20 protein-coding genes are annotated in these 20666 nt (G+C 67.4%); 12 read left to right on the top strand and 8 right to left on the bottom strand.

All coding sequences use genetic code 11. The annotated features are described in order from the left end of the window. Window positions 1–298: 298 nt before the first annotated feature. Window positions 299–985, bottom strand: coding sequence for a response regulator transcription factor (locus tag FL625_RS04360; protein ID WP_149587404.1), 687 nt, complete (start codon window positions 983–985; stop codon window positions 299–301). 113 nt (window positions 986–1098) lie between these two features. After that, entirely contained in the window at window positions 1099–2271 is a 1173-nt protein-coding gene (locus FL625_RS04355) for a phytanoyl-CoA dioxygenase family protein (protein WP_149587403.1), read from the bottom strand. A 94-nt stretch (window positions 2272–2365) separates the two neighbouring features. Here FL625_RS04355 and FL625_RS04350 point away from each other — a divergent pair, with 94 nt between their 5' ends. From FL625_RS04350 to FL625_RS04335, 4 genes are read left to right on the top strand one after another with little or no spacing between them, the layout of a single operon-like run. Continuing rightward, window positions 2366–3433, top strand: a complete 1068-nt coding sequence (locus tag FL625_RS04350) for a LacI family DNA-binding transcriptional regulator (protein ID WP_149587402.1) — start codon at window positions 2366–2368, stop codon at window positions 3431–3433. Between the two features lie 9 nt (window positions 3434–3442). Beyond that, window positions 3443–4531 carry a GTP cyclohydrolase II gene (ribA, locus tag FL625_RS04345; protein ID WP_149587401.1) on the top strand — a complete coding sequence of 363 codons (1089 nt, stop codon included), beginning with the start codon at window positions 3443–3445 and terminating at the stop codon, window positions 4529–4531. Beyond that, window positions 4528–5031, top strand: a complete 504-nt coding sequence (locus tag FL625_RS04340) for a L,D-transpeptidase family protein (protein ID WP_149587400.1) — start codon at window positions 4528–4530, stop codon at window positions 5029–5031. Before ribA ends, FL625_RS04340 begins: the two co-directional genes overlap by 4 nt. A 59-nt stretch (window positions 5032–5090) precedes the next feature. Beyond that, entirely contained in the window at window positions 5091–6965 is a 1875-nt protein-coding gene (locus FL625_RS04335) for an amylosucrase (protein ID WP_149587399.1), read from the top strand. 228 nt (window positions 6966–7193) lie between these two features. Here FL625_RS04335 and FL625_RS04330 read toward each other — a convergent pair whose 3' ends face one another. From FL625_RS04330 to FL625_RS04320, 3 genes are all read right to left on the bottom strand, one after another. Further along, window positions 7194–7853, bottom strand: a complete 660-nt coding sequence (locus tag FL625_RS04330; protein ID WP_149587398.1) for a YggS family pyridoxal phosphate-dependent enzyme — start codon at window positions 7851–7853, stop codon at window positions 7194–7196. Between the two features lie 96 nt (window positions 7854–7949). Further along, a complete protein-coding gene (locus tag FL625_RS04325) occupies window positions 7950–8882 on the bottom strand; it encodes a porin (protein WP_149587397.1) in 933 nt (310 codons plus the stop codon). A gap of 181 nt (window positions 8883–9063) precedes the next feature. Continuing rightward, a complete protein-coding gene (locus FL625_RS04320; RefSeq protein ID WP_160147728.1) occupies window positions 9064–9912 on the bottom strand; it encodes a porin in 849 nt (282 codons plus the stop codon). 365 nt (window positions 9913–10277) lie between these two features. Here FL625_RS04320 and FL625_RS04315 point away from each other — a divergent pair, with 365 nt between their 5' ends. The 4 genes from FL625_RS04315 to holA all read left to right on the top strand — a co-directional run bounded on the left by FL625_RS04315 (window position 10278) and on the right by holA (window position 15251). Continuing rightward, window positions 10278–10823 (top strand): DUF3576 domain-containing protein, encoded by a 546-nt coding sequence (locus FL625_RS04315; RefSeq protein WP_149587395.1) that lies wholly within the window; start codon window positions 10278–10280, stop codon window positions 10821–10823. Window positions 10824–11000: 177 nt separating this feature from the next. Further along, window positions 11001–13631, top strand: coding sequence for a leucine--tRNA ligase (leuS, locus tag FL625_RS04310; RefSeq protein ID WP_149587394.1), 2631 nt, complete (start codon window positions 11001–11003; stop codon window positions 13629–13631). Window positions 13632–13725: 94 nt separating this feature from the next. Further along, window positions 13726–14241 (top strand): LPS assembly lipoprotein LptE, encoded by a 516-nt coding sequence (gene lptE / locus FL625_RS04305; protein WP_235019309.1) that lies wholly within the window; start codon window positions 13726–13728, stop codon window positions 14239–14241. Continuing rightward, window positions 14238–15251 carry a DNA polymerase III subunit delta gene (holA, locus tag FL625_RS04300; RefSeq protein WP_149587392.1) on the top strand — a complete coding sequence of 338 codons (1014 nt, stop codon included), beginning with the start codon at window positions 14238–14240 and terminating at the stop codon, window positions 15249–15251. The genes lptE and holA overlap by 4 nt, the downstream gene beginning before the upstream one ends. A gap of 52 nt (window positions 15252–15303) precedes the next feature. Here the strand turns inward: holA and FL625_RS04295 are convergent, their stop codons facing one another. Further along, on the bottom strand, window positions 15304–15702 hold the full coding sequence (locus FL625_RS04295; RefSeq protein WP_149587391.1) for an OsmC family protein: 399 nt from the start codon (window positions 15700–15702) through the stop codon (window positions 15304–15306). A gap of 40 nt (window positions 15703–15742) precedes the next feature. On the opposite strand from FL625_RS04295, the gene FL625_RS04290 reads away from it, so the two are divergent. Further along, window positions 15743–16246 (top strand): GAF domain-containing protein, encoded by a 504-nt coding sequence (locus tag FL625_RS04290; RefSeq protein WP_200833878.1) that lies wholly within the window; start codon window positions 15743–15745, stop codon window positions 16244–16246. Further along, window positions 16243–16572: a hypothetical protein gene (locus FL625_RS04285; protein WP_149587390.1), complete on the top strand. Its 330-nt coding sequence runs from the start codon at window positions 16243–16245 to the stop codon at window positions 16570–16572. Before FL625_RS04290 ends, FL625_RS04285 begins: the two co-directional genes overlap by 4 nt. Here the strand turns inward: FL625_RS04285 and FL625_RS04280 are convergent. Next, window positions 16569–17003 carry a DMT family transporter gene (locus FL625_RS04280; protein WP_235019308.1) on the bottom strand — a complete coding sequence of 145 codons (435 nt, stop codon included), beginning with the start codon at window positions 17001–17003 and terminating at the stop codon, window positions 16569–16571. The two genes, FL625_RS04285 and FL625_RS04280, sit on opposite strands and share 4 nt — an antisense overlap. Before the next feature lie 110 nt (window positions 17004–17113). Between FL625_RS04280 and FL625_RS04275 the strand changes: the two genes are divergently transcribed. Further along, window positions 17114–18022: a LysR family transcriptional regulator gene (locus tag FL625_RS04275; protein WP_149587388.1), complete on the top strand. Its 909-nt coding sequence runs from the start codon at window positions 17114–17116 to the stop codon at window positions 18020–18022. A gap of 22 nt (window positions 18023–18044) precedes the next feature. Here the strand turns inward: FL625_RS04275 and FL625_RS04270 are convergent, their stop codons facing one another. Next, window positions 18045–19199: a glycosyltransferase gene (locus FL625_RS04270; RefSeq protein WP_160147727.1), complete on the bottom strand. Its 1155-nt coding sequence runs from the start codon at window positions 19197–19199 to the stop codon at window positions 18045–18047. A gap of 253 nt (window positions 19200–19452) precedes the next feature. On the opposite strand from FL625_RS04270, the gene FL625_RS04265 reads away from it, so the two are divergent. Further along, on the top strand, window positions 19453–20613 hold the full coding sequence (locus FL625_RS04265; protein WP_149587386.1) for an ABC transporter substrate-binding protein: 1161 nt from the start codon (window positions 19453–19455) through the stop codon (window positions 20611–20613). Window positions 20614–20666: the final 53 nt, after the last annotated feature.

Below are 20666 nucleotides of genomic sequence, written 5' to 3'. Positions count from 1 at the left end.
CCGGGCGCGAGGCCCGGCGCAAGGGGAACAAGGGAAGTGGGGCCAGGATGCAGGCCCCGGCAGGCCCCGCGCCTTGATCTGGCGCAAGCACAAAAAAAGGCCGGGCAAGAAGCCCGGCCAGGTCCAACAGGGAGGATGCCGCGCCATAACCCCGACGCGACCAGGGGAACTTGCTGCACAACCGGTGCATGCGAGAAAGGTAGCAAGCGAATCCGGCAACAATAAGCCCTAAGCGGCAAGATTTCGTGTTTGTTGCATGGCGGACTCATCAAAGCGTTGCCGCCACGCAACAATCCCTTCAGGCCACCAGCCGGTAGCCGCCGCTTTCCGTCACCAGGAGCCGCGCGTTCGAGGGATCGGGCTCGATCTTCTGGCGCAGGCGATAGATGTGGGTCTCCAGCGTATGCGTGGTCACGCCCGCGTTGTAGCCCCAGACCTCGTGCAGGAGCACATCCCGCGCCACCACGCCGCTGGTCGAGCGGTAGAGATATTTCAGGATGTTGGTTTCCTTCTCGGTCAGGCGGATCTTCCTGTCCTTCTCGTCCACCAGCAATTTCTGCGCGGGCTTGAAGGTGTAGGGCCCAAGCTGGAACACCGCGTCTTCCGACTGTTCGTGCGTCCGCAGCTGCGCGCGGATGCGGGCGAGGAGCACCGGGAACTTGAAGGGCTTGGTCACATAATCGTTGGCGCCCGCGTCCAGGCCAAGGATCGTGTCGCTGTCAGTGTCATGGCCGGTCAGCATCAGGATCGGGCATTTCACGCCCTGCTTGCGCATCCGGCGGCACAGCTCGCGCCCGTCGGTGTCGGGCAGTCCCACGTCGAGGATGACAAGGTCGAAGAGACCGGCCTTGACCTTCTCCATTCCCTCGGCTCCGGTTCCGGCCTCGAAGACATCGAAGTCCTCGGTCATCACCAGCTGCTCGCTCAGCGCCTCGCGCAGGTCCTCGTCGTCATCGACAAGCAGGATCTTCCGCAGTCCGGCCATGGGGTCCTCCATTGCTGATTGCGCTTCAGATGCGCCCCGATCACGAAGCCCGCAAGATTTGCAACGGAATCCTCACGCGGTCGTGTCGCCGGCGCGGGAATTGTTTCAAGCGGTCAGGTGGCGTTCTTCGTCTCCAGGTCGGACAGGACGGCGTCCAGCCGCTCCGCGCTCCAGCCTTCGCGGACCGCCTCGGTCAGGAAATCGGCCATGGTCCGGGGGGCGAGGCCGCCGATGGGAGGGTTGCGGTCGAGGTTCGTCGGGAAGGGATAGCCCTCGGCCGTGGCGGCGATGACATTGGCGACGTCGATCCCAGGCCCGCCCTGCCGCAGCACCGGAAAGACGGCGCGGCACATCCGGGCGCGGTTGACCGATTCCATCGCCCGACCAAAGGCCGAGGAGACCTGGAACAGGTTCACCATCCGGTAGCGGTCGGTGGTGCGGTTGGTTCCGGCACCGTGCATGACCGCGGGGTTGAAGAACAGCATGTCGCCCTTGTGCAAGGGCAGCTGGACATGGTGACGTGCGAAATGCTCCTGGAATTCGGGGCGCGAGAAGGCGAGGTAGCCCTCGTGGAACTGCTGCGAGAACGGCAAGAGCAGCGTCGGCCCCGTCTCGACCGGCATGTCGCAATGCGCCAGCGCGCCCTGAAGCGTCAGGACCGGCGAGATGGAATGGATATGCGCGGGAAACTGCGCCATCCGGTCGGGCGACATGAAGCCGAGGTGATAGTCGCGGTGCGGCACCTGCGCCGCCCCGCCGGGGTTCACCCGGTTGACCTGCGCGGTCATCTGGTAGGCCGGGCCGAGCCAGGCCTCGGAAGCAAGCGCCAGTGCATCGGCGCTGTAATAGGCGGCAAAGTTCGCCGGATCGGCCAGACAGTGCTTTTCCAACGAGTTCCAGATCCGGTCGTTTGCCCCTGGCTTCGCGAAATGGTCGCCGCCGCCGCGCCGGGCGGCCTTTTCCTCGGCGATGATCTCCTCGAAGATCCGGCTGGCCCGGTCGACGACCGAGGTGTCCGGCATGGCATCGCGGATGACGATTATGCCGGGGCCGTCGGCCAGCACCCAGGCCCATTCTGCGGTCAGGGCGCGGCGGGCCTGCGCGTCGCGGGCGGCGGCGGCGACGGCCTGCCCGGCGTAGATCGGGATGTTCCGCGCCACCTCGGCCGCCTGCGGCACGTCCTCGGCCTGCGTGCTCTGCCCGACCTGCTGGCGGAACAGGTCGAAATCGCCGCTGTCGGCGCGGATCCAGACCGGGCGGCGGGCGGGGCGGGCGGGGGCGTTCATGGCGACATCCTTTTCGTGGCGGTTGCCCCACCCTGCCCTGCGCGCGCCGCGCCAGACAGTTGCGTTTCACCTCAAAATCACCTCAAACTGCGCCATGTCGCGCCGTTTCGGCATCAAGGAGATCGCCTTTCAGGCGGGGCTCAGCCCGGCCACGGTGGACCGTGCCCTGCACGGGCGCGACCATGTCCGCGCCCCGACCCGCGACCGGGTGGCCGCCGCCATCGCGGAACTGGAGCGGCAGCATGCCGCCAGCCTGGCGCAGGGGCGGCGCTTTACCATCGACATCTTCATCCAGGCGCCCGAGCGCTTCACCTCGGCCGTGCGCGCCGCCTTCGAGGCGGAGCTGCCGCTGGTGCGCCCCGTCGCCTTTCGCGCCCGGTTCCATCTGGCCGAGGTGATGGAGGAGCGCGAGATCATCGCCCGCCTGACCGCCATCGCCCGGCGCGGCAGCCACGGGATCGTGCTGAAGGTGCCGGCCACCCCGGCGATCGAGGCCTGCCTTGAAGGGGTCGCGGCCAGGGGGATTCCGGTCGTGACCTATGTCACCGACATCGCCGCGCCGCTGCGGCTGGCCTATGTCGGGATGGAGAACCGCCGCGCTGGGGCCACGGCGGCCTATCTGATGCAGCACATGCAGCGGCGGGCGGGCTCGCGGGTGCTGATCACCCTGTCCTCGCAGATGTTCCGGGGCGAGGACGAACGGCGGATCGGGTTTCTCGACCATCTGGCCGGGCAAGCCCCCGCGCTGCCGACGCTGACCGTCTCGGAAGGGCTGGGCGTGGACCGGACCACCCGGCGCCTTGTGCTGGAGGCACTGCGCGATCATCCCGACATCGGCAGCGTCTATTCCATCGGCGGCGGCAACCGGGCGATCCTGGATGCCTTTGCCGAGGCCGGTCGCCCGATCGAGGTCTTCATCGCCCATGACCTTGACCGCACCAACCGGCAGCTGCTGGCGGAAGGCCGGCTGACGCTGGTCCTGCACCACGACTTCCGCCAGGACGCCCGCCGTGTGTCGCTGCATTTCCTGCGCCATCACCGGATGGTGCCGCCGGACGTGACCATCGGCCCGACCGACATCCTGATCGCCTGCCCCACCGATCTTCAGCCTTTTGGCCCGGAGCCGCAGCCGAGGCTTCCGCCCGGCGCCGATGCGGCCTAGATAGGGGGCATGTCGCTGGCCCTTTCCATCGCCGAACGTCTGACCCGCGCCCGCGGCGACCTGCGCATGGGGGTGCCCGTCGTGCTGACTGGCGCGGGCGGGGCGGCGCTGGTGGCGGCGGTCGAGACGCTGGACGGCGCGCGACTTGCGGACCTGAGGGGGTTCGGCGCGCCGGTGCTGGCGATCACCGCGCGGCGGGCCGAGACGCTGAAGGCCCGCGCCTATGACGGCGACCTGGCGCGCGTGGTGCCTCCGCCCGATGCGGGGCTCGACTGGCTGCGGGCGGTGGCCGATCCGGCGGACGACCTGCGGACGCCGATGAAGGGGCCGCTGCAATCGCTGCGCGAGGGCCCGGCCGATCTGGCGCGCGCGGCGCTGGCGCTGGCAAAGTCGGCGCATCTTCTGCCCGCCGCCCTCCTGGTGCCGGTGGGCCATGCCCTGACGCTGGCCGGGACGCATGGCCTGACGCTGCTGTCTCTGGACGAGATCGGCCCCGCGCTTGCCGCCCTGCCGCCGATGGACGAGGTGGTCTCGGCCCGCGTGCCGCTGGTGGCCGCCGCGGCAGGCCGGGTGCATGTCTTTCGCCCCGAGGATGGCGGCGAGGAGCATTACGCCATCGAGATCGGCCGCCCGGACCGGTCGCAGCCGGTGCTTGCGCGGCTCCATTCCGCCTGTTTCACCGGCGACGTGCTGGGATCGCTGAAATGCGACTGCGGCCCCCAGCTACGGGCGGCCTTGGCGCAGATGGGCGAGGAAGGCGCGGGGGTGCTCCTTTATCTCAACCAGGAGGGCCGGGGGATTGGCCTCGCCAACAAGATGCGCGCCTATTCCCTGCAGGACCAGGGCTTCGACACGGTCGAGGCCAACCATCGCCTCGGCTTCGAGGACGACGAGCGCGATTTCCGCATCGGGGCGCAGATCCTGCGCAAGCTGGGGTTTTCCAGCGTGCGGCTTCTGACCAACAACCCGAAGAAGCTGGCGATGATGGAGGGCTGCGGCCTGCATGTGACCGAGCGGGTGCCGCTGCGCGTGGGCGAGACGGCCGAGAACCGCGCCTATCTGGCGACCAAGGCCGCGAAATCGGGGCATCTGTTGTGAAGCCGACCGATCTGGTGGTCACGCCCATGGGCCTGCGCTTTCTGGGCCGGGTCTTCCCCTGCACCATCGGGCGCGGCGGCATCGTGCCGCCGGGACGGAAACGCGAGGGCGACGGGGCCACGCCTGCCGGGATGCATCGGCTGGTCGGCATGCTCTATCGCCCCGACAGGCTGACCCGGCCTGCCGACTGGGCGCTGCCGATCGGGCCGTTCGACTTCTGGTCGGACGACCCGGCAGACCCGGACTACAACCTGATGGTCCGCGCGCCGCACGGGTTCGGCCACGAGCGCCTGCGCCGGGCCGATCCGATGTATGATCTGATCCTCATTACCGACTGGAACTGGCCCCAGGCGGAACCGGGCCGCGGCTCGGCGATCTTCCTGCACCAGTGGCGCCGGCCCGGCGCCCCGACCGCCGGCTGCGTGGCCCTGTCGCGCCGCGACCTGCTGTGGATCGCCCCGCGCATCACCCATCAGACCCGGCTGATCGTGCCCGGCTGACCCCTTCCCAAAACGCTTTGGGGTCGCTATTTTGGGCCCGTTCCTGGGAGGAGGACCGCATGGCCCGGACGATCAGCGCCGATGACCGGATCTTCGACCTGCGGCTGGAGCGATCCGCCCCCGACCTGTTCCCGATGCTGGAGGCGCTTTATGGCGCGCACCCCGACTACCCGGCCTTCCGCGAGCGGCTGGTCAAGGTGCTGCGCAAGGCCTGGGCCGAGCGGCCCGAGGATCTGAAGCTTCTGGACCTGAAGCGGGATCTCGAGCCCGACTGGTTCCAGCGTCCGGACATGGCGGGCTATGTCTTCTACATCGACCGCTTTGCCGGCGACCTGAAAGGGGTTCTGGACAGGCTGGACTATCTGGAGGACCTGGGCATCACCTATGTCCACCTGATGCCCTGCCTGAAGCCGCGTCCGGGCGACAGCGACGGCGGCTATTCGGTGATGGACTATCGCCAGATCAACCCGACCTACGGCTCGATGACGGATTTTGAAGCGGTGAGCGCCGCGCTGCGTGCCCGGGGCATGTCGCTGTGTGTGGACCTGGTGCTGAACCACACGGCGAAGGAACATGCCTGGGCGAGGAAGGCCGCCAAGGGCGATCCGAAATATCAGGACTACTACCTGATGTTCGACAGCCCCGACCTGCCAAGGCTCTACGAGCAGACGCTGGTCGAGGTCTTTCCCGACAACGCTCCGGGCAACTTCACCCATTACCCCGAGATCGGCAAATGGGTCTGGACCACCTTCAACGAACATCAGTGGGACCTGAACTGGGCCAATCCGGCGGTGTTCCTGGAGATCGTCGAGGTCATGCTGTTCCTGGCCAACAAGGGCGTCGATGTCCTGCGGCTGGACGCGGTGGCCTTCATGTGGAAGCGGCTGGGCACGCGCTGCCAGTCCGAGCCCGAGGTGCACATGATCCTCCAGGCGTTGCGGGCCTGTTCGCGCATTGCCAGCGCGGCGGTGATTCACCTGGAAGAGGCGATCGTCGCGCCGGCCGAGATGCTGCCCTATCTCGGGCGCGGCAGGCATGACGGCAAGGAAGGCAACCTCGCCTACCACAACAGCCTGATGGTGCAGTTCTGGTCGGCGCTGGCCACCCGCGACACCCGGCTGATGACGCATGTGATGGGGACGCATTTTCCCGACCGGCTGACGAATGCCACCTATGCGACCTACATCCGCTGCCACGACGACATCGGCTGGGCGGTGACGGACGAGGACGCGGCGGCGGTGGGCCTGTCCGGCCACGGCCACCGGGCCTTCCTGTCCGACTTCTACGAGGGCGCGTTTCCCGGCAGCTTCGCCAGGGGCGCGCTGTTCCAGGTGAACGAGGCGACGGGGGACAAGCGGATTTCCGGGTCCTTCGCCTCGCTGGCCGGGCTGGAGCGGGCGACGGATGATGCGGGCCGCGACATGGCGGTGCAGCGCATCCTGCTGGGCCATGCCCTGATCGCGGCCTGGGGCGGGATCCCGCTGATCTACATGGGCGACGAGCTGGCGCTTCTGAACGACTGGTCATACCTTGATCACCCTGACCACGCTCATGACAGCCGCTGGCTGCACCGCCCCCGGATGGACTGGGCGCTGGCCGCCGAGCGGCACCGGGGCGAGACGCCCTCGGCCCGGGTGTTCCGGGGGACGAAGGCGATCCTCGCCCGACGGAAGGCGACCCCGGCCCTGCATGCCGCGCATCCGGTGCGGGTGGTTCCCTCGGGCAACGATGCCGTGCTGGCCGTGCAGAGGCTGGCGCCGACCGGAGTGCTGCTGGGGCTGTTCAACTTCACCGAGCATTGGCAGCACATTCCCGAAAGCTGGGTTCGCGCGCTGGGGGTGACGGCGCTTCGGGACGAGCTGTCCGACGCCACCGTCACCCCGCATGCCGGCCAGGTCGTCCTGCCGCCCTATGGACGGGTCTGGCTGACCTGATCCTGTCCACGGTGGACAATTCCGGATTGTCATTTTGTTTCAATATCTTGAACGCGGACGTTAGGGAATTGTCAACCGTGTGCGCCGGAGCCCCCCGCCCCCATCCCCTCCCCACGAGGGGGAGGGGAAGCGCCTGGCAGGGCTGTCACGCCTCAAGGACCGGGCCTGCGCCTGGGCGTGCGGTCAGAGCCTCCGGCGGGAGTATTTGACAAAGGGCAAACTGGCGGATCAGGTCTGCGGGTAGGCCCGCGCGCCGAAGATGGCGCTGCCGACGCGGACATGGGTTGCGCCATGGGCGATGGCGGTCTCGAAATCGCCGCTCATCCCCATGGACAGGCCGGAAAGCCCGTGATCGGCCGCCAGCCGCGCCAGCATGGCGAAATGTGGGGTCGCATCCTCGCCCTCGGGCGGGATGCACATCAGGCCGACTGGTGCCAGGTCCATTGACCGACAATCGCGCAGGAACCCGGGCAGGTCGCCGGGCAGCACGCCGGCCTTCTGCGGTTCCGCCCCCGTGTTCACCTGGACGAAGAGCTGCGGCAGCGCCCCGCGCGCCTGCCCCAGATTGGCGAGCTTCTGCGCCAGGGAGGGCCGGTCGAGCGTGTGGATCGCGTCGAACAGGTCCACCGCGACCTTGGCCTTGTTGGTCTGCAAGGGGCCGATCATGTGCAGGTCCACCTTGCCGAAACGGTCGCGCCAGGCGGGCCATTTCCCGGCGGCCTCCTGCACATAGTTCTCGCCGAAGACCCGGTGGCCCTGTTCCAGCACCGCCTCGACCCGTTCCGGCGGCTGGACCTTGGACACGGCGATCAGCGTCACCGAGCCGGTGGACCGCCCCGCCGCCGCCTCGGCCGCGCGAACCCGCGCAAGGATGTCTGCCAGTGCCATCACGCCCCCCTTTTGCCGGGCAACCTAACGGGACGGGCGGAAAAGAAAAGAGCGGGCGCAAGGCCCGCTCTTTCCGGTTTCGTCAATCCGCCTGGATCAGAACTTGAAGCTGAGACCGAGGTCAACGGCCGAGGTCGGGTCGGCGCCGTAGTCGATCCGGGAGTAGCCTGCCGCAACCGAAGCGCCGCCGCCCAGATCGTAGGAGGCACCAAGGCCGTAGAAGTCTGCGTCATCGCCTTCGTAGGCATCGGTGCCGCGGAAGTTCGAGTAGAAGGCGGTCAGTGTGAGCGCGTCCACCGCATAGTCAACCGACAGGGCGGTCTGATCCAAGCCCGCGTCGATGTTGTCTTCCGAGTAGCGGGCGAAACGGAGTTTGCCCGTCACCGGCCCGAAGGTTGCATCCGCGCCCAGGACGACCTGCGTCGCACCGTTGCCCCAGAAGGGGGAAAAGCCGATCTTGTCCGGCCAGGCGCTGCCGGGGGTGGAGTCATCCTCGACGCTCTCGTAGCCGATGGCGAACTTGTAGTCGCCGACCGTGTAGCTTGCGCCGAGGCCATAGTTCGAGTTGCCACCGTTCGGCTGCGCCGACAGGTAGAAGGCGAAACCGCCGGTCGAGTATTCGTAGAGCGCCGAGGTATCCTCTTCCCCGAGGATATAGGCGATCTCGTTGTAGTCGCCGAGGCCGGTCAGGCCGACGCCCGAGACCTGGCCGACAGCCGCTGCGGCGGCGCCGTCAACGTCGCCCATCGACAGCTTGCCGAAGGCGCCCGAGATGTAGACGGTCGAGTCGTCGTTCGCGGTGTTGCCCTGTCCCGACTGGTCGGCGCGCACCGAGGCGCCGAAGGACAGGCCGGTGTCAGTTTCGCCCGACATGTCGAACGTAACGCGGACGCGGCTGGTCATCAGAACGCCCACATCGCCGTAATCATCGATGAGGCCCATGCGGGCCGAGCCGGAGATCTTGACCTCAGCCGCGGCAAAGCCGGCGGTCAGGGCAAGGATCGCGGAAGATGCAAGGAACTGCTTCATGATGGATGATCCTTCTTTACCTTGAGGCAACTAGACGCCCGCAAACGCGAACTGGCAAGAGTCCGCCGATTGGCCCGAATCGGATCGGCAAGGAAAGTGTCACGAAAGTCACAGTGCCGTGCCGCAAATGAAAAGAGCGGGCACAAGGCCCGCTCTTTCCGGTTCGTCCGATCCCGAAGGATTAGAACGAGAAGGACAGACCGAGGTCGGCGATGGTGTCGTCGACCGACGGGTCGCCGACGTTCACGATACCGCCGACAACCTTTGCACCGCCGCCCAGGTCGTAGGAAGCGCCGATGCCGTAGTTGTTGACGTCGCCTTCATCGGTGGCGAACACGGTGAAGGTCGCCGCGTCAACGGTGTAGTCGAGCGACAGCGCGTACTGGGTCGCGTCGCCGGCGATGTCGGTGTCCGAAGCCACGAACTTGACGGTCGCGGCGCCGAAGGTCGCCGAGGCGCCCAGAGCGATGTGCTCCACGTCGTTGGCGGTTTCGTAGCCGAGCGCAACGCTGTAGTTCTCGGGCGCGTACTTCACCGCGATCGAGTAGGCGTCATCGTTGGCGGCAACGCCGTCCAGGTCTTCGATCTGGCCAGCCGACAGGCCGAAGGTGAAGTCGCCGGTCGAGTATTCGTACAGGGCGGCGGTCTTTTCGTGGCCGAGGTAGCGCAGTTCGTTCCAGTCGCCGAGGCCGGTGAGGCCGACGCCCGAGACGTGGCCGACGAGGGCGTTGGCAGCCGAGTCGACGTCGCCGAAGGTCAGCTTGCCGAAGGCGCCCGAAACATAGACGGTCGAGTCGTCGTTCTCGGTGTTGCCCTGGCCCGACTGGTCAGCGCGGACCGAGGCGCCGAACGAGAAGCCGGCGTCCGATTCACCCGACATGGTGAACACGACGCGAACGCGCGAGGTCAGCAGGGTGTCTTCGCCGTCGAAGATCAGACCCATGCGGGCCGAGCCCGAGACGGCCACTTCAGCGGCGGCAGCGCCGGCAACCATCACCAGGGCGCTGGTCGCGAGAAGAATCTTTTTCATGTTTCCCTCTTTCTTCAAGGTAAGCCCGCCGCAGGGGAATCCGCAGGGGAATGGACGGGTTTTCGCCGCTGGCGCCCGGGATTGCAACGCCCGCCAGCCGCCATCGGGAAATCGGCGGAAAATTGGTGCAGCAAAGTCACAGGTCGGGGGGGGGGGCATCGCCGCGGGACCAAAGGCCGCGCGCGCGGCGGCGCGATCGCGGGTCAAGGCGCCTCGCATCGAGGTGGACAGGCGCGAGGCGCGCGCGCCCGGAGTCCGGCGCGTCCTGTGACGCCGGGCCGCCGGAACGACCGATCCGCCGAAAGGCCTTGGCACGCCCCCGCCCCTCGGCTAGACAAACGGCAAGAGGTTCCAGGGGTGACCGGATGAACTTGCAGCACTTCGCACGGGTGGCACTGGCCGCTGGACTTGCACTGTCGCTTTCGGCCTGCGGTGGCGGCATCGGCAGCGGCAACCTGTTCGGCAAGCGGACCTCGATCCCCAGCGAAGAGCAGATGACCCGCAAGGAGAAGGCCGATGCGCAACGCGCGGCAATCGCCAGGGCGCGGGGAGAAGAGGAGAAGGGGTCCACCATCTGGGACCTGTTCTCGAACGCGGACAACCCGAACACCACGGTCGAGGTCAACAAGTACATCTGGCAGGCCAGCCTCGAGGTGCTGAACTTCCTGCCGATCGAATCGGTGGACCCTTTCACCGGGGTCATCGTGACCGGCTACGGCCGGCCTCCTGGGGGCGGCCGGGCGTATCGCGCAACGATCTATGTGCAGGACCCGGCGCTGGATGCGCGCAGCCTGAAGGTTGCGCTGCAGGGCCAGGGTGGCGGCGCGGTCGCGCCCGAGACGGTGCGCGCGATCGAGGACGCGATCCTGACCCGGGCGCGCCAGCTGCGGGTGCGCGACAGCAAGCTCTGATCGGCGCCGCATGGGCCGCACCCCCCGGGGCTCTGCCCCGCGTCCACGGTTTATTGAACCCGTGGCGCAACCGTGAACGCACCCGGTGTATTTCCGAAAGGGCAAGACCCCTTGCACCGCTTTACCTTGCGGTGTCAGGCGGTGTAAGCCGCCCGGGCAATTCATGTGAGGCCCCTGATGTCGCGCTATGACCCTTCGGTGATCGAACCCAGATGGCAGGCTGCCTGGGAGGAGACGGGGGCTTTCACGGCGCGGCGCGATCCCGCGAAGCCCAAGTACTATGTGCTGGAGATGTTTCCCTATCCTTCGGGGCGCATCCACATGGGCCACGTGCGCAACTACACCATGGGCGACGTGGTGGCGCGCTACAAGGCGGCGCAGGGGTTCAGCGTGCTGCACCCGATGGGCTGGGACGCCTTCGGCATGCCGGCCGAGAACGCCGCGATGGAGCGTGGCGGCCATCCGAAGGACTGGACCTACGGCAACATCGCCGACATGAAGGCGCAGATGAAGCCGCTCGGCCTGTCGATCGACTGGAGCCGGGAGCTGGCGACCTGCGACCCGGAATATTACGGCCAGCAGCAGGCCATGTTCATCGACATGATGGAGGCCGGGCTGGTCTACCGCAAGGCCGCCGTGGTCAACTGGGACCCGGTGGACATGACGGTGCTGGCCAACGAACAGGTGATCGACGGCAAGGGCTGGCGGTCGGGGGCCCCGGTCGAGCGTCGCGAGCTGACGCAGTGGTTCTTCAGGATCAGCGACTATTCCGAGGAACTGTTGGCGGCGCTGGACGGGCTGACCAACTGGCCCGAGAAGGTGCGCCTGATGCAGGCGAACTGGATCGGCAAGTCGCGCGGCCTGCAATTCGCGTTCGAGACGGTCGGTGCCCCGGAAGGCTTTGAAAGGCTTGAGGTCTATACCACTCGTCCCGACACGCTGATGGGGGCGTCCTTCGCCGCGATCAGCCCGGACCACCCGCTGGCAAAGGCGCTGGAGGCGGACCCGGAAGTGGCCGAGTTCGTCGCCCTTTGCCGCAAGGGCGGGACCAGCGCCGAGGAGATCGAGACGGCCGAGAAGATCGGCTACGACACCGGCATCCGCGTGAAGCACCCTCTGGATCCGACCTGGGAACTGCCGGTCTGGATCGCCAACTTCATCCTGATGGACTACGGCACCGGCGCCATCTTCGGCTGCCCGGCGCATGACCAGCGCGACTTCGAGTTCGCCACGAAATACCGGCTGCCGATCAAGGCCGTCTTCGTTGCCGAAGGCGCCGAGGATGCACCCCTGGCCGAGGCCTTCGTGCCGATGAAGTCGGAAAAGGTCCGCTACATCAGGGGCTTCGCCGGGGCCGAGGTGCAGACCGGTGACGAGGGCGTCGCGGCCGCCATCGCCCATGCCGAGGCGCGGGGTTATGGTCAGGGCGTCACCAAGTACCGCCTGCGCGACTGGGGCGTCAGCCGCCAGCGCTACTGGGGTTGCCCGATCCCGGTGGTGCATTGTGCGACCTGTGGCGTGGTGCCCGAGAAGAAGGAGAACCTGCCGGTCGAGCTGCCCTACGATGTCAGCTTCGACGTGCCGGGCAACCCGCTGGACCGCCACCCGACCTGGAAGCACTGCGCCTGCCCGAACTGCGGCGCACCCGCCCGGCGCGAGACGGACACGATGGACACCTTCGTCGATTCGTCCTGGTATTTCGCCCGCTTCACCGCGCCGCGCGCCACCACGCCCACCGTGCCGGAGGAAGCCGAGTACTGGATGAACGTGGACCAGTATATCGGCGGCATCGAACACGCGATCCTGCACCTGCTCTACAGCCGGTTCTTCGCCCGGGCGATGCACAGGACGGGCCACCTGCCGGCCAAGGCCATCGAGCCGTTCAACGCGCTCTTCACGCAGGGCATGGTGACGCACGAGATCTACATGACCCGCGACGATCAGGGTCGCCCGGTCTATCACCTGCCCGAGGACGTGACCGTCTTCAACGTGGCCGACCGCCGGATCGTCGTACGCGGCACCGAGCCGCCGCCCATCGACATGATCGACGATGTCGATGCCTTCATCCGGGCCCTGGCCGACGAGGGCCTGCTGGTCGAGGTCATCCCCTCGGCCAAGATGTCGAAATCCAAGAAGAACGTCGTCGATCCGATGAACATCATCGCCTCGTTCGGCGCCGACACCGCGCGCTGGTTCGTCATGTCGGACAGCCCGCCGGAACGCGACGTGGAATGGACCAGCGCCGGGGCCGAGGCCGCGTTCAAGCACCTCGGCCGCGTCTGGGCGCTGAGTTCCCGCATCGGCGAGATGCCGGAAGATCACAAGGGCGAAGGCGACGCTGACCTCGCAAAGGCAACGGCCAGGGCCATCGACGAGGTGACCAGAAGCATCGAGGGCTTTGCCTTCAACAAGGCCATCGCCACGCTTTACGGCTTCACCAATACCATCGCCAGGGCCAATGCCTCGACCCCGGTGATGAAGGAAGCCATCCGCACGCTGGCGAAGCTCATGTCGCCGATGACCCCGCATATCGCGGAGTCGATCTGGGCCGATCAGGGCGGCGCCGGTCTGTGCGCCCAGGCGCCCTGGCCCAAGGCCGACCCTGCCCTTCTGGTGGACGATACCGTCACCCTGCCGATCCAGATCAACGGCAAGCGGCGGGCGGAAATCAGCGTGCCGAAGGACATGGCCATTGCAGAGGTTGAAAAGCTCGCCTTGGCGAACGAGGATGTCGTCAGGTTCCTTGCCGGGCAGCCGGTGAAGAAGATCATCGTCGTCCCCGGCCGGATCATCAATGTCGTCGTCTGACCGTCGCCCCCCCACTCCATCCATTCCCCATGCAGGGGGGAGGGGGCCCTTCGATGGCCCCGACGTCGCAGTCCCGGCGCCTCCCTCCCCCCTCGTGGGGGAGGGATGGGGTGGGGGGGCCGCCAACGGCCACCTGTCGCGCCGCGCCATCCTGGCCGCACCCCTTGCCCTGGCCGCCTGCGGCTTCACCCCGGCCCTGGCGCCGAACGGACCGGCGACCGCCTTGCAGGGGACGGTCTATGTGCAGGACCCGACCGACAAGAACGGCTTCGACCTGGTGGAGCGGCTGGAAGAGCGGCTGGGCCGGCCTCGGACGCCGCGCTATGATCTGGCCTACACGATCGTCACCGAAACCGTGGGCGTGGGCATCACCACCGACAACAAGACCACCCGCTACAACCTGAAGGGCGTCATCGACTACACGCTGACCGACCGCGCCTCGGGATCACGGGTCACCGGCGGCCGGGTGCAGAGCTTTACCGCCTATGCCGCCACGGGATCGACCGTCGCCGGTCTTGCCGCCGAAGAGGATGCGAGCCTGCGCCTGATGCGGATCCTGGCCGACCGGATCGTCGCCCGGCTGATCGCGGCCATGGCCAATCGCCCATGATCCTGAAGGGGGCCGAGGCCGCCCGCTATTGCGCGAAGCCCGACCCGGGCCGGGCCGGCCTCTTGATCTTCGGCGCCGATCCGATGCGGGTCGCGCTGAAGCGGCAGGACGCCATCGCCGCGCTGGTGGGGCCGGAGGGCGAGGCGGAAATGCGCCTGACGCGCTTGTCCGGTGCCGATCTGCGCAAGGACGCAAGCCTGCTCTTGGATGCGATCAAGGCGGTCGGCTTCTTCCCCGGCCCTCGCGTCGTCTTCGTCGAGGAGGCGACGGACGGTCTTGCCGAAACCATTTCCGCTGCCCTGAAGGACTGGAAGCCGGGCGATGCGACGATCGTCGTCACCGCGGGCGGCCTGACCGGAAAGTCGGCGCTGAAGACGCTGTTCGAAAAGCACCCGAACGCGGTGTCGATCGGACTGTATGACGATCCGCCCGGTCGGGAAGAAATCGAGGAGGCGCTGCGCAAGGCCGGTCTCGCCGCCATCGACCGCGAGGCGATGGCGGACCTGACCACGCTGGCCCGCGCGCTGGATCCCGGCGATTTCCGTCAGACCGTCGAGAAGATCGCGCTCTACAAGTTCGGCGACGCCTCGCCCCTGACCCCGGCCGATGTCGCGGCCATGGCGCCCGCCACCATCGAGGCCGAGGTGGACGAGCTGATCGACGCGGTCGCCGAGGCGCGCGCCGCCGCCATCGGCCCCCTGGTCCGGCGGCTGGAAGGCCAGGGCGTCCTGCCGGTCACGATCTGCATCGGCGCATTGCGGCATTTCCGTATCCTGCACGCGGCGGCCACCGATCCGCAGGGGCCGGGGGTCGGCATCCAGAAGGCGCGGGTGAACTTCAAGCAGAAGGACGCCATGGCGCGGCAGGCGGGGCAATGGGGCGCGCGCAAGCTGGAGGCCGCCATCGCGATCCTGGTCGAGACCGACCTCACGCTGCGCTCGGCCAGCAAGGCCCCCGGAATGGCGCTGATGGAACGCGCGCTGATCCGCATCGCGATGTCGCGGCGCTAGGCGCCGATCCGGGGGCGAGGCCCGGCACCGACCAGGCCCGGTCCCCGTTGCCTCACGCCCGGCGGATCGTCCCGGTCAAGGGGACGGCAAGGGCGAGCGTATTGGAAATGGTGCCGTATTTCAGGATGTTGCGATGCAGAAGTTCCAGCCGCGCATCGCTTTCCGGCGTGTCGACCACGATCTCGTAGCGGATCGCCGTCAGTTTCGGCGGGGCATCCTGCCGGTCGGCGACAAGCGAGACGCTCATTCCGTCCAGCTGGAACCTCAGCGTCGGACTGACGCGCTCTGCCCCCTTGATCATGCAGGCGGCAAGGGCGGACAGCAACAGCTCTACCGGGTTCAGGGCCTCCTTGCGGCCCTCCATGTCGGTCGCAAGGCGGACCTCGGCGCCATGGCTGGTGGCAAGACTTCCGGTCGCGTCCAGCCGCCGCGCGCTGACTTCGTACTGCATGGGACGCTCCGCGATTGACAGCAGGCTTCGGGCAGGAACAATGCCGGAAATCCTCTGCCAGTCGTTGACCTGGCGCAAGTCGGGGCTGAAGGTGACCGCGTTCTCCCAACTGCATGCAGACTGTGCCGCGCTGGGCACCCGGCTGTTCACCGTGACCGCGCTGGACGAGGCTGCGGCGGTGCACCGCAGGGTCTATACCTCGCATCCGCTGGAATATCCGGTGCAGGGCACGAAGCCGATGGAGAAGGACGCCTGGCATGCCATCTGCGTCGTCGCTCGCCGGACCTTTGTCGCGAACACTCCGGCCGAGTTTGCCGAACATTTCTTCGACCACGAGCTGATCGTGTCGCTGGGCCTGGGGTCTTGCGCCAATCTGCCGGTTGTCGCCGACGGGGTCGTGCTTGGAACGGTGAACCTGCTGGCCGAGGCGGGGCATTTCACGCCGGAGAGGCTGGCCGCCTATCATGCCTTGCTCGGTCGGGCGGAACCGGCGCTCTCGGCGGCGCTGGCCGGGTTCGGACAGACGGCAAGGTCAGGGACATGACCGGCGCTACCGATGTCGAGACCTTCCTTGCGCCGCTGGCCGCCATTGCCCGCAAGCGCCGGCACCTCGAAGGGCTGGTGTTCTGGGGCGGGGCCGACGGCTGGCCGGACAGCCCGTCCGAAGCGCTGGAGGCCGAAGAGATCGCCTTCTATGCCGAGGGCCTGCTGATCGACGGATTCGGGATGCACTGGGCACTGGTCGCGGACGCCTCGGGCGAGGCGGACCACCTGCGGCTCAGCTTCTGGCAGGACGGCCCGCCGCCGCCCGCGCCGCCCCCCGGCTGGACGGTGCTGGAGCAGGGCAAAAGGCCGCCCGCGCCACCCTAGGCGCGCGACAGGATCACGCCCGCCAGCACCAGGCCCGCCGCGGCGATGCGCGTGGGAGTTACCTCGCGCACGGCGACGCCCAGCGCTCCGGTTGCGTCGATCACCATGGCCGCGGTCATCTGGCCGAGGATCAGCGCCGAGACCAGCGTCAGCACCCCCAGATGCGACACGCCCCAGACCGCTGTCAGAACATACCAGGCGCCGAGGCAGCCGCCGAGCAGCGTCCAGGCGGGAACCTTCGGCAGATCAAGGAACACCGCACCCTTGCCCTGCGCCAGGGCGATGACCAGCAGGACGACAAAGCCGACGGCGAAGGACACCGCCGCTGCCGGGACCGGCCCGCCCAGTTCCCGCGCCAGCGCGGCGTTGATCGGGGCCTGCATCGCAATCGCCGTCCCGCCCAGAACCACCGCCGCAAGGATCCACCACATTGCTGCCCCCTCGTTTTCCGGCATCAGACCACCTGCAAGACGCGGCTTCAACCCTTGCACAACGGTCTATCTCTAGGTCAGATACGCACGGTATCCTATCGCCGATTCCGATGGCATTCACCCTGCGCCAGCTTCAGTTCTTCATTGCCGCCGCCGAGGCAGGATCGGTCACGGGGGCCGCGCGCGCATTGTCGATCAGCCAGTCCTCGGTGACCGAGGCGATCCGCGGGCTGGAGGACGACCTGGGCGTCGTGCTCTTCGACCGGCAGGCGCGGGGGATCCTGCTGACGCACAAGGGCTCGGCCTTCCTGCGCCATGCGCGGCAGATCCTGGCCGACGTGGCCACCGCCCGGACCGCCTTCCAGAAGGAGGCCGAGGCCGCGAAGGGCCGGCTGTCGCTGGGGGTGACAAGCCTTGTCGCGGGCTATGTCCTGTCGGACATCCTGCAACGCTATCGCCGCGCCTTTCCGCAGGTCGATCTGAACGTGATCGAGGATTCGGGCGAATACCTGCAACACCTGCTGATCGGCGGCGAGCTGGATGTGGCGGTCCTTCTGACCAGTTCCGTCCACGACCGGATGGCGCTGAACGTCGAGACGCTGCTCGTCTCGCCCTACCGGCTGTGGCTGCCGCTGGGCCATCCGCTGGCGCAGCAGGAAAGCATTGCGCTGGAAGAGCTTGCCGGATCGCCGATGATCCAGCTGATGGTGGACGAGATCGAGGAATCCACCCGCCGCCTGACCGCCGCCCTGCCGGTCAAGCCGCAGATCGCCTTCCGCACCCGCAGCGTCGAGGCGGTGCGCAGCCTGGTGGCAACCGGCGCGGGCCTCGCGATCCTGCCCAGCCTGGTCTACCGGCCCTGGTCGCTGGAAGGCGACCGCATCGAGATCCGCGATGTCTCGGGCGACCTGCCGACGGTGCAAGTGGGCCTGGCCTGGCGCAAGGGCGCGCCGCTGACCGGGCCGGCCTCGAACTTCATCCGGTCGGCGCAAAGCACGGCCGTGGTGCGCCCGGGCTGATCCTTCGCCCTGACGCTGACGGTCAGGCTGCGGCGGGCAGCAGGTTGGTCCCCGCAATGCGGGCCAGATGTTCCATCCGGCGTCGGAACTCGGGCAGGAAGGCATGCGCCTGCGAGAAGGCCCAGGCATTGCGGCTGGCGCGAGTGATCGCATCCGGATCGCGTGCAAGAGCGACCAGGCGTTCGGCCAGCATCTCCGGCTCGCCCAGGGGCGAACCCCAGCCCGCCTGCGCCTCGCCGTTCAGCCTTTGCCACATCCGGTTGTCGTAACTGGCCACCGCGACACCGCAGCCCATCGCCTCGATATAGGTGCAGGAGGGATCGGACTGCCGGTGACAACCGAGGAACACGTCGGCCTGCGTCCGGGTGAAGGGCACCAGTTCGGTCTCGAAATCCACCGCGCCGTGCAGGCGGACCCGACCGGGATCGGCCAGGCGCCGCATGCCGGCAGCGATCTCGCCCTGCAACGAGCCGGTGCCGAAGATGTCCAGCGTGAAGTCCGTCCCGCGCCGTTCCAGGACCTGCGCCACCGGAATCAGGTCCTGCGCCCCCTTCATAGGCTCCAGCCGGCCCGAGAAGATCAGCCGCATCGGGCCACCCGCCGCCCGCCAGACCTCGCGCGCGGCCATCTCGGCCTCGGTCGCGAAGAGGTCTGGCGTCATGCGGCCATCCAGATACAGAAGAGTGTCGGAGCACAGCGGCGCATACTGGTCGTATGCCGGATAGCCGTTCGCCTGGAGCGCCGTCGCCCTGCGGAAGGCACGCTCGCGCCGCTTTTCCTGCTGACGCAGCCAGAACCGCCCGCGCAGCCGGCCCAAAAGGCTGCGGCTGCGGTCCAGATCCATGATCTGCAACCGCGTCTCGTGCGTGTATTCGATCACATAGACCAGCTTCTGCCCGGGATGAAGAAGGTCGGGCAGACCCAGACAGTGGAAGTCATCCCCTCCCGCATAGATCAGGTCGAACCCGGACAGGTGCCGCTGCGTCAAGGCCTCGTCAGGGTCCAGAAGCACAAGCTCGAAGGGAAGCTCGTCAAGGCCATAATCCCGGCCGAACGGAATCGAGGAGACCCCGCGTCGCAGGGCCGCGGTGATCCGACTGGGCCAGAGGCCCTGCTGGACACGCATCCCCTCGACGAACTTGACGTCGAGACGCAGGCGCCCGTCCGACTCGATCACCGGTGCGGGCGCAATCATCAACAAACGCGGCATCAACTCTCGACTCAACTTCCCACCCAGGTGCCATCAGGGCCGAACAATTCGCAGGAGCGCAAGAGGCTTGCATCGATCGGCCCGGAACACATCGGTAAACCCGATATCTGGCTTCAGTTTTTTGTCATTGTGAAACTTTCGTGGCAACCTAGGCTTCTTTTGAAAGTCCGAATGAACGGACCCTTTGCGCATGCAAGAGACACACCAACGGGAGTCAGCCATGAAATCCAGCCTCAGACTGATGGGAACCACGACCCTTGCCCTCTTGACCGGGCTAACCCCGGCCGTGGCCCAGGTGACCGCGATCGGCGCGCCCGAAGGCCAGGTGAACATCGTCGCCTGGCCCGGCTACATCGAGCGGGGCGAGACCGACAAGGCCTTCGACTGGGTGACGAAGTTCGAGGAAAGCTCGGGCTGCAAGGTCAACGTCAAGACGGCGAACACCTCGGACGAGATGGTGGCGCTGATGAACGAGGGCGGGTTCGACCTGGTGACCGCCTCGGGCGATGCGTCGCTGCGGCTGGTGGCCGGCGACCGGGTGCAGCCGATCAACGTGGACCTGATCCCGTCCTGGAACACGGTGGACGACCGTCTGAAGAACGCACCCTGGCACACCGTCGATGGCGTGCATTACGGCGTGCCCTACATGTGGGGACCGAACGTGCTGATGTACAACACCGAGGTCTTCAAGGAGCCGCCGACCTCGTGGAACGTGGTCTTCGAGGAAATGACCCTGCCCGACGGCAAGTCGAACAAGGGCCGGGTCCAGGCCTATGATGGGCCGATCCATGTGGCCGACGCCGCGCAATACCTGATGTTCCACAAGCCCGAGCTTGGCATCACCTCGCCCTACGAGCTGAACGAGGAGCAGTACAAGGCCGCGCTCGACCTTCTGCGCCAGCAGCGCGAGCTGGTCAGCCGCTACTGGCACGACGCCTTCATCCAGATGGACGACTTCAAGAACGAGGGCGTGGTCGCCTCGGGCTCCTGGCCGTTCCAGGTGAACCTGCTGAAATCGGAAGGCCAGCCGATCGCCTCGACGATCCCGCAGGAGGGCGCGACGGGCTGGGCCGATACCACGATGATGCATGTGAACGCCGCGAACCCGAACTGCGCCTATCTGTGGATGGAGCACACGCTGTCCTCGAACCTGCAATCGGATCTCGCGGTCTGGTTCGGCGCCAACCCCAGCGTGCCGGCCGCCTGCACCGACGGGCGCGGCATGTCCACCGCCGAAAGCTGCAAGGCGAACGGCATGGAGGATTTCGAGAAGATCCGCTTCTGGACCACGCCGGTCTCGAACTGCGCCCAGGGCGACGGGGCCTGCGTTCCCTACTATCGCTGGGTGTCGGACTACATCGGCGTGATCGGCGGTCGCTGATCCAGAGCTCGGGTGGGCCCATGGCCCACCCATCGCCACGGTTTCCCTGCACA

It is taken from the genome of Tabrizicola flagellatus (assembly GCF_008271465.1).
Taxonomy (GTDB): Bacteria; Pseudomonadota; Alphaproteobacteria; order Rhodobacterales; family Rhodobacteraceae; genus Tabrizicola; species Tabrizicola flagellata.
This window is presented reverse-complemented; position numbering and strand designations above follow the sequence as displayed.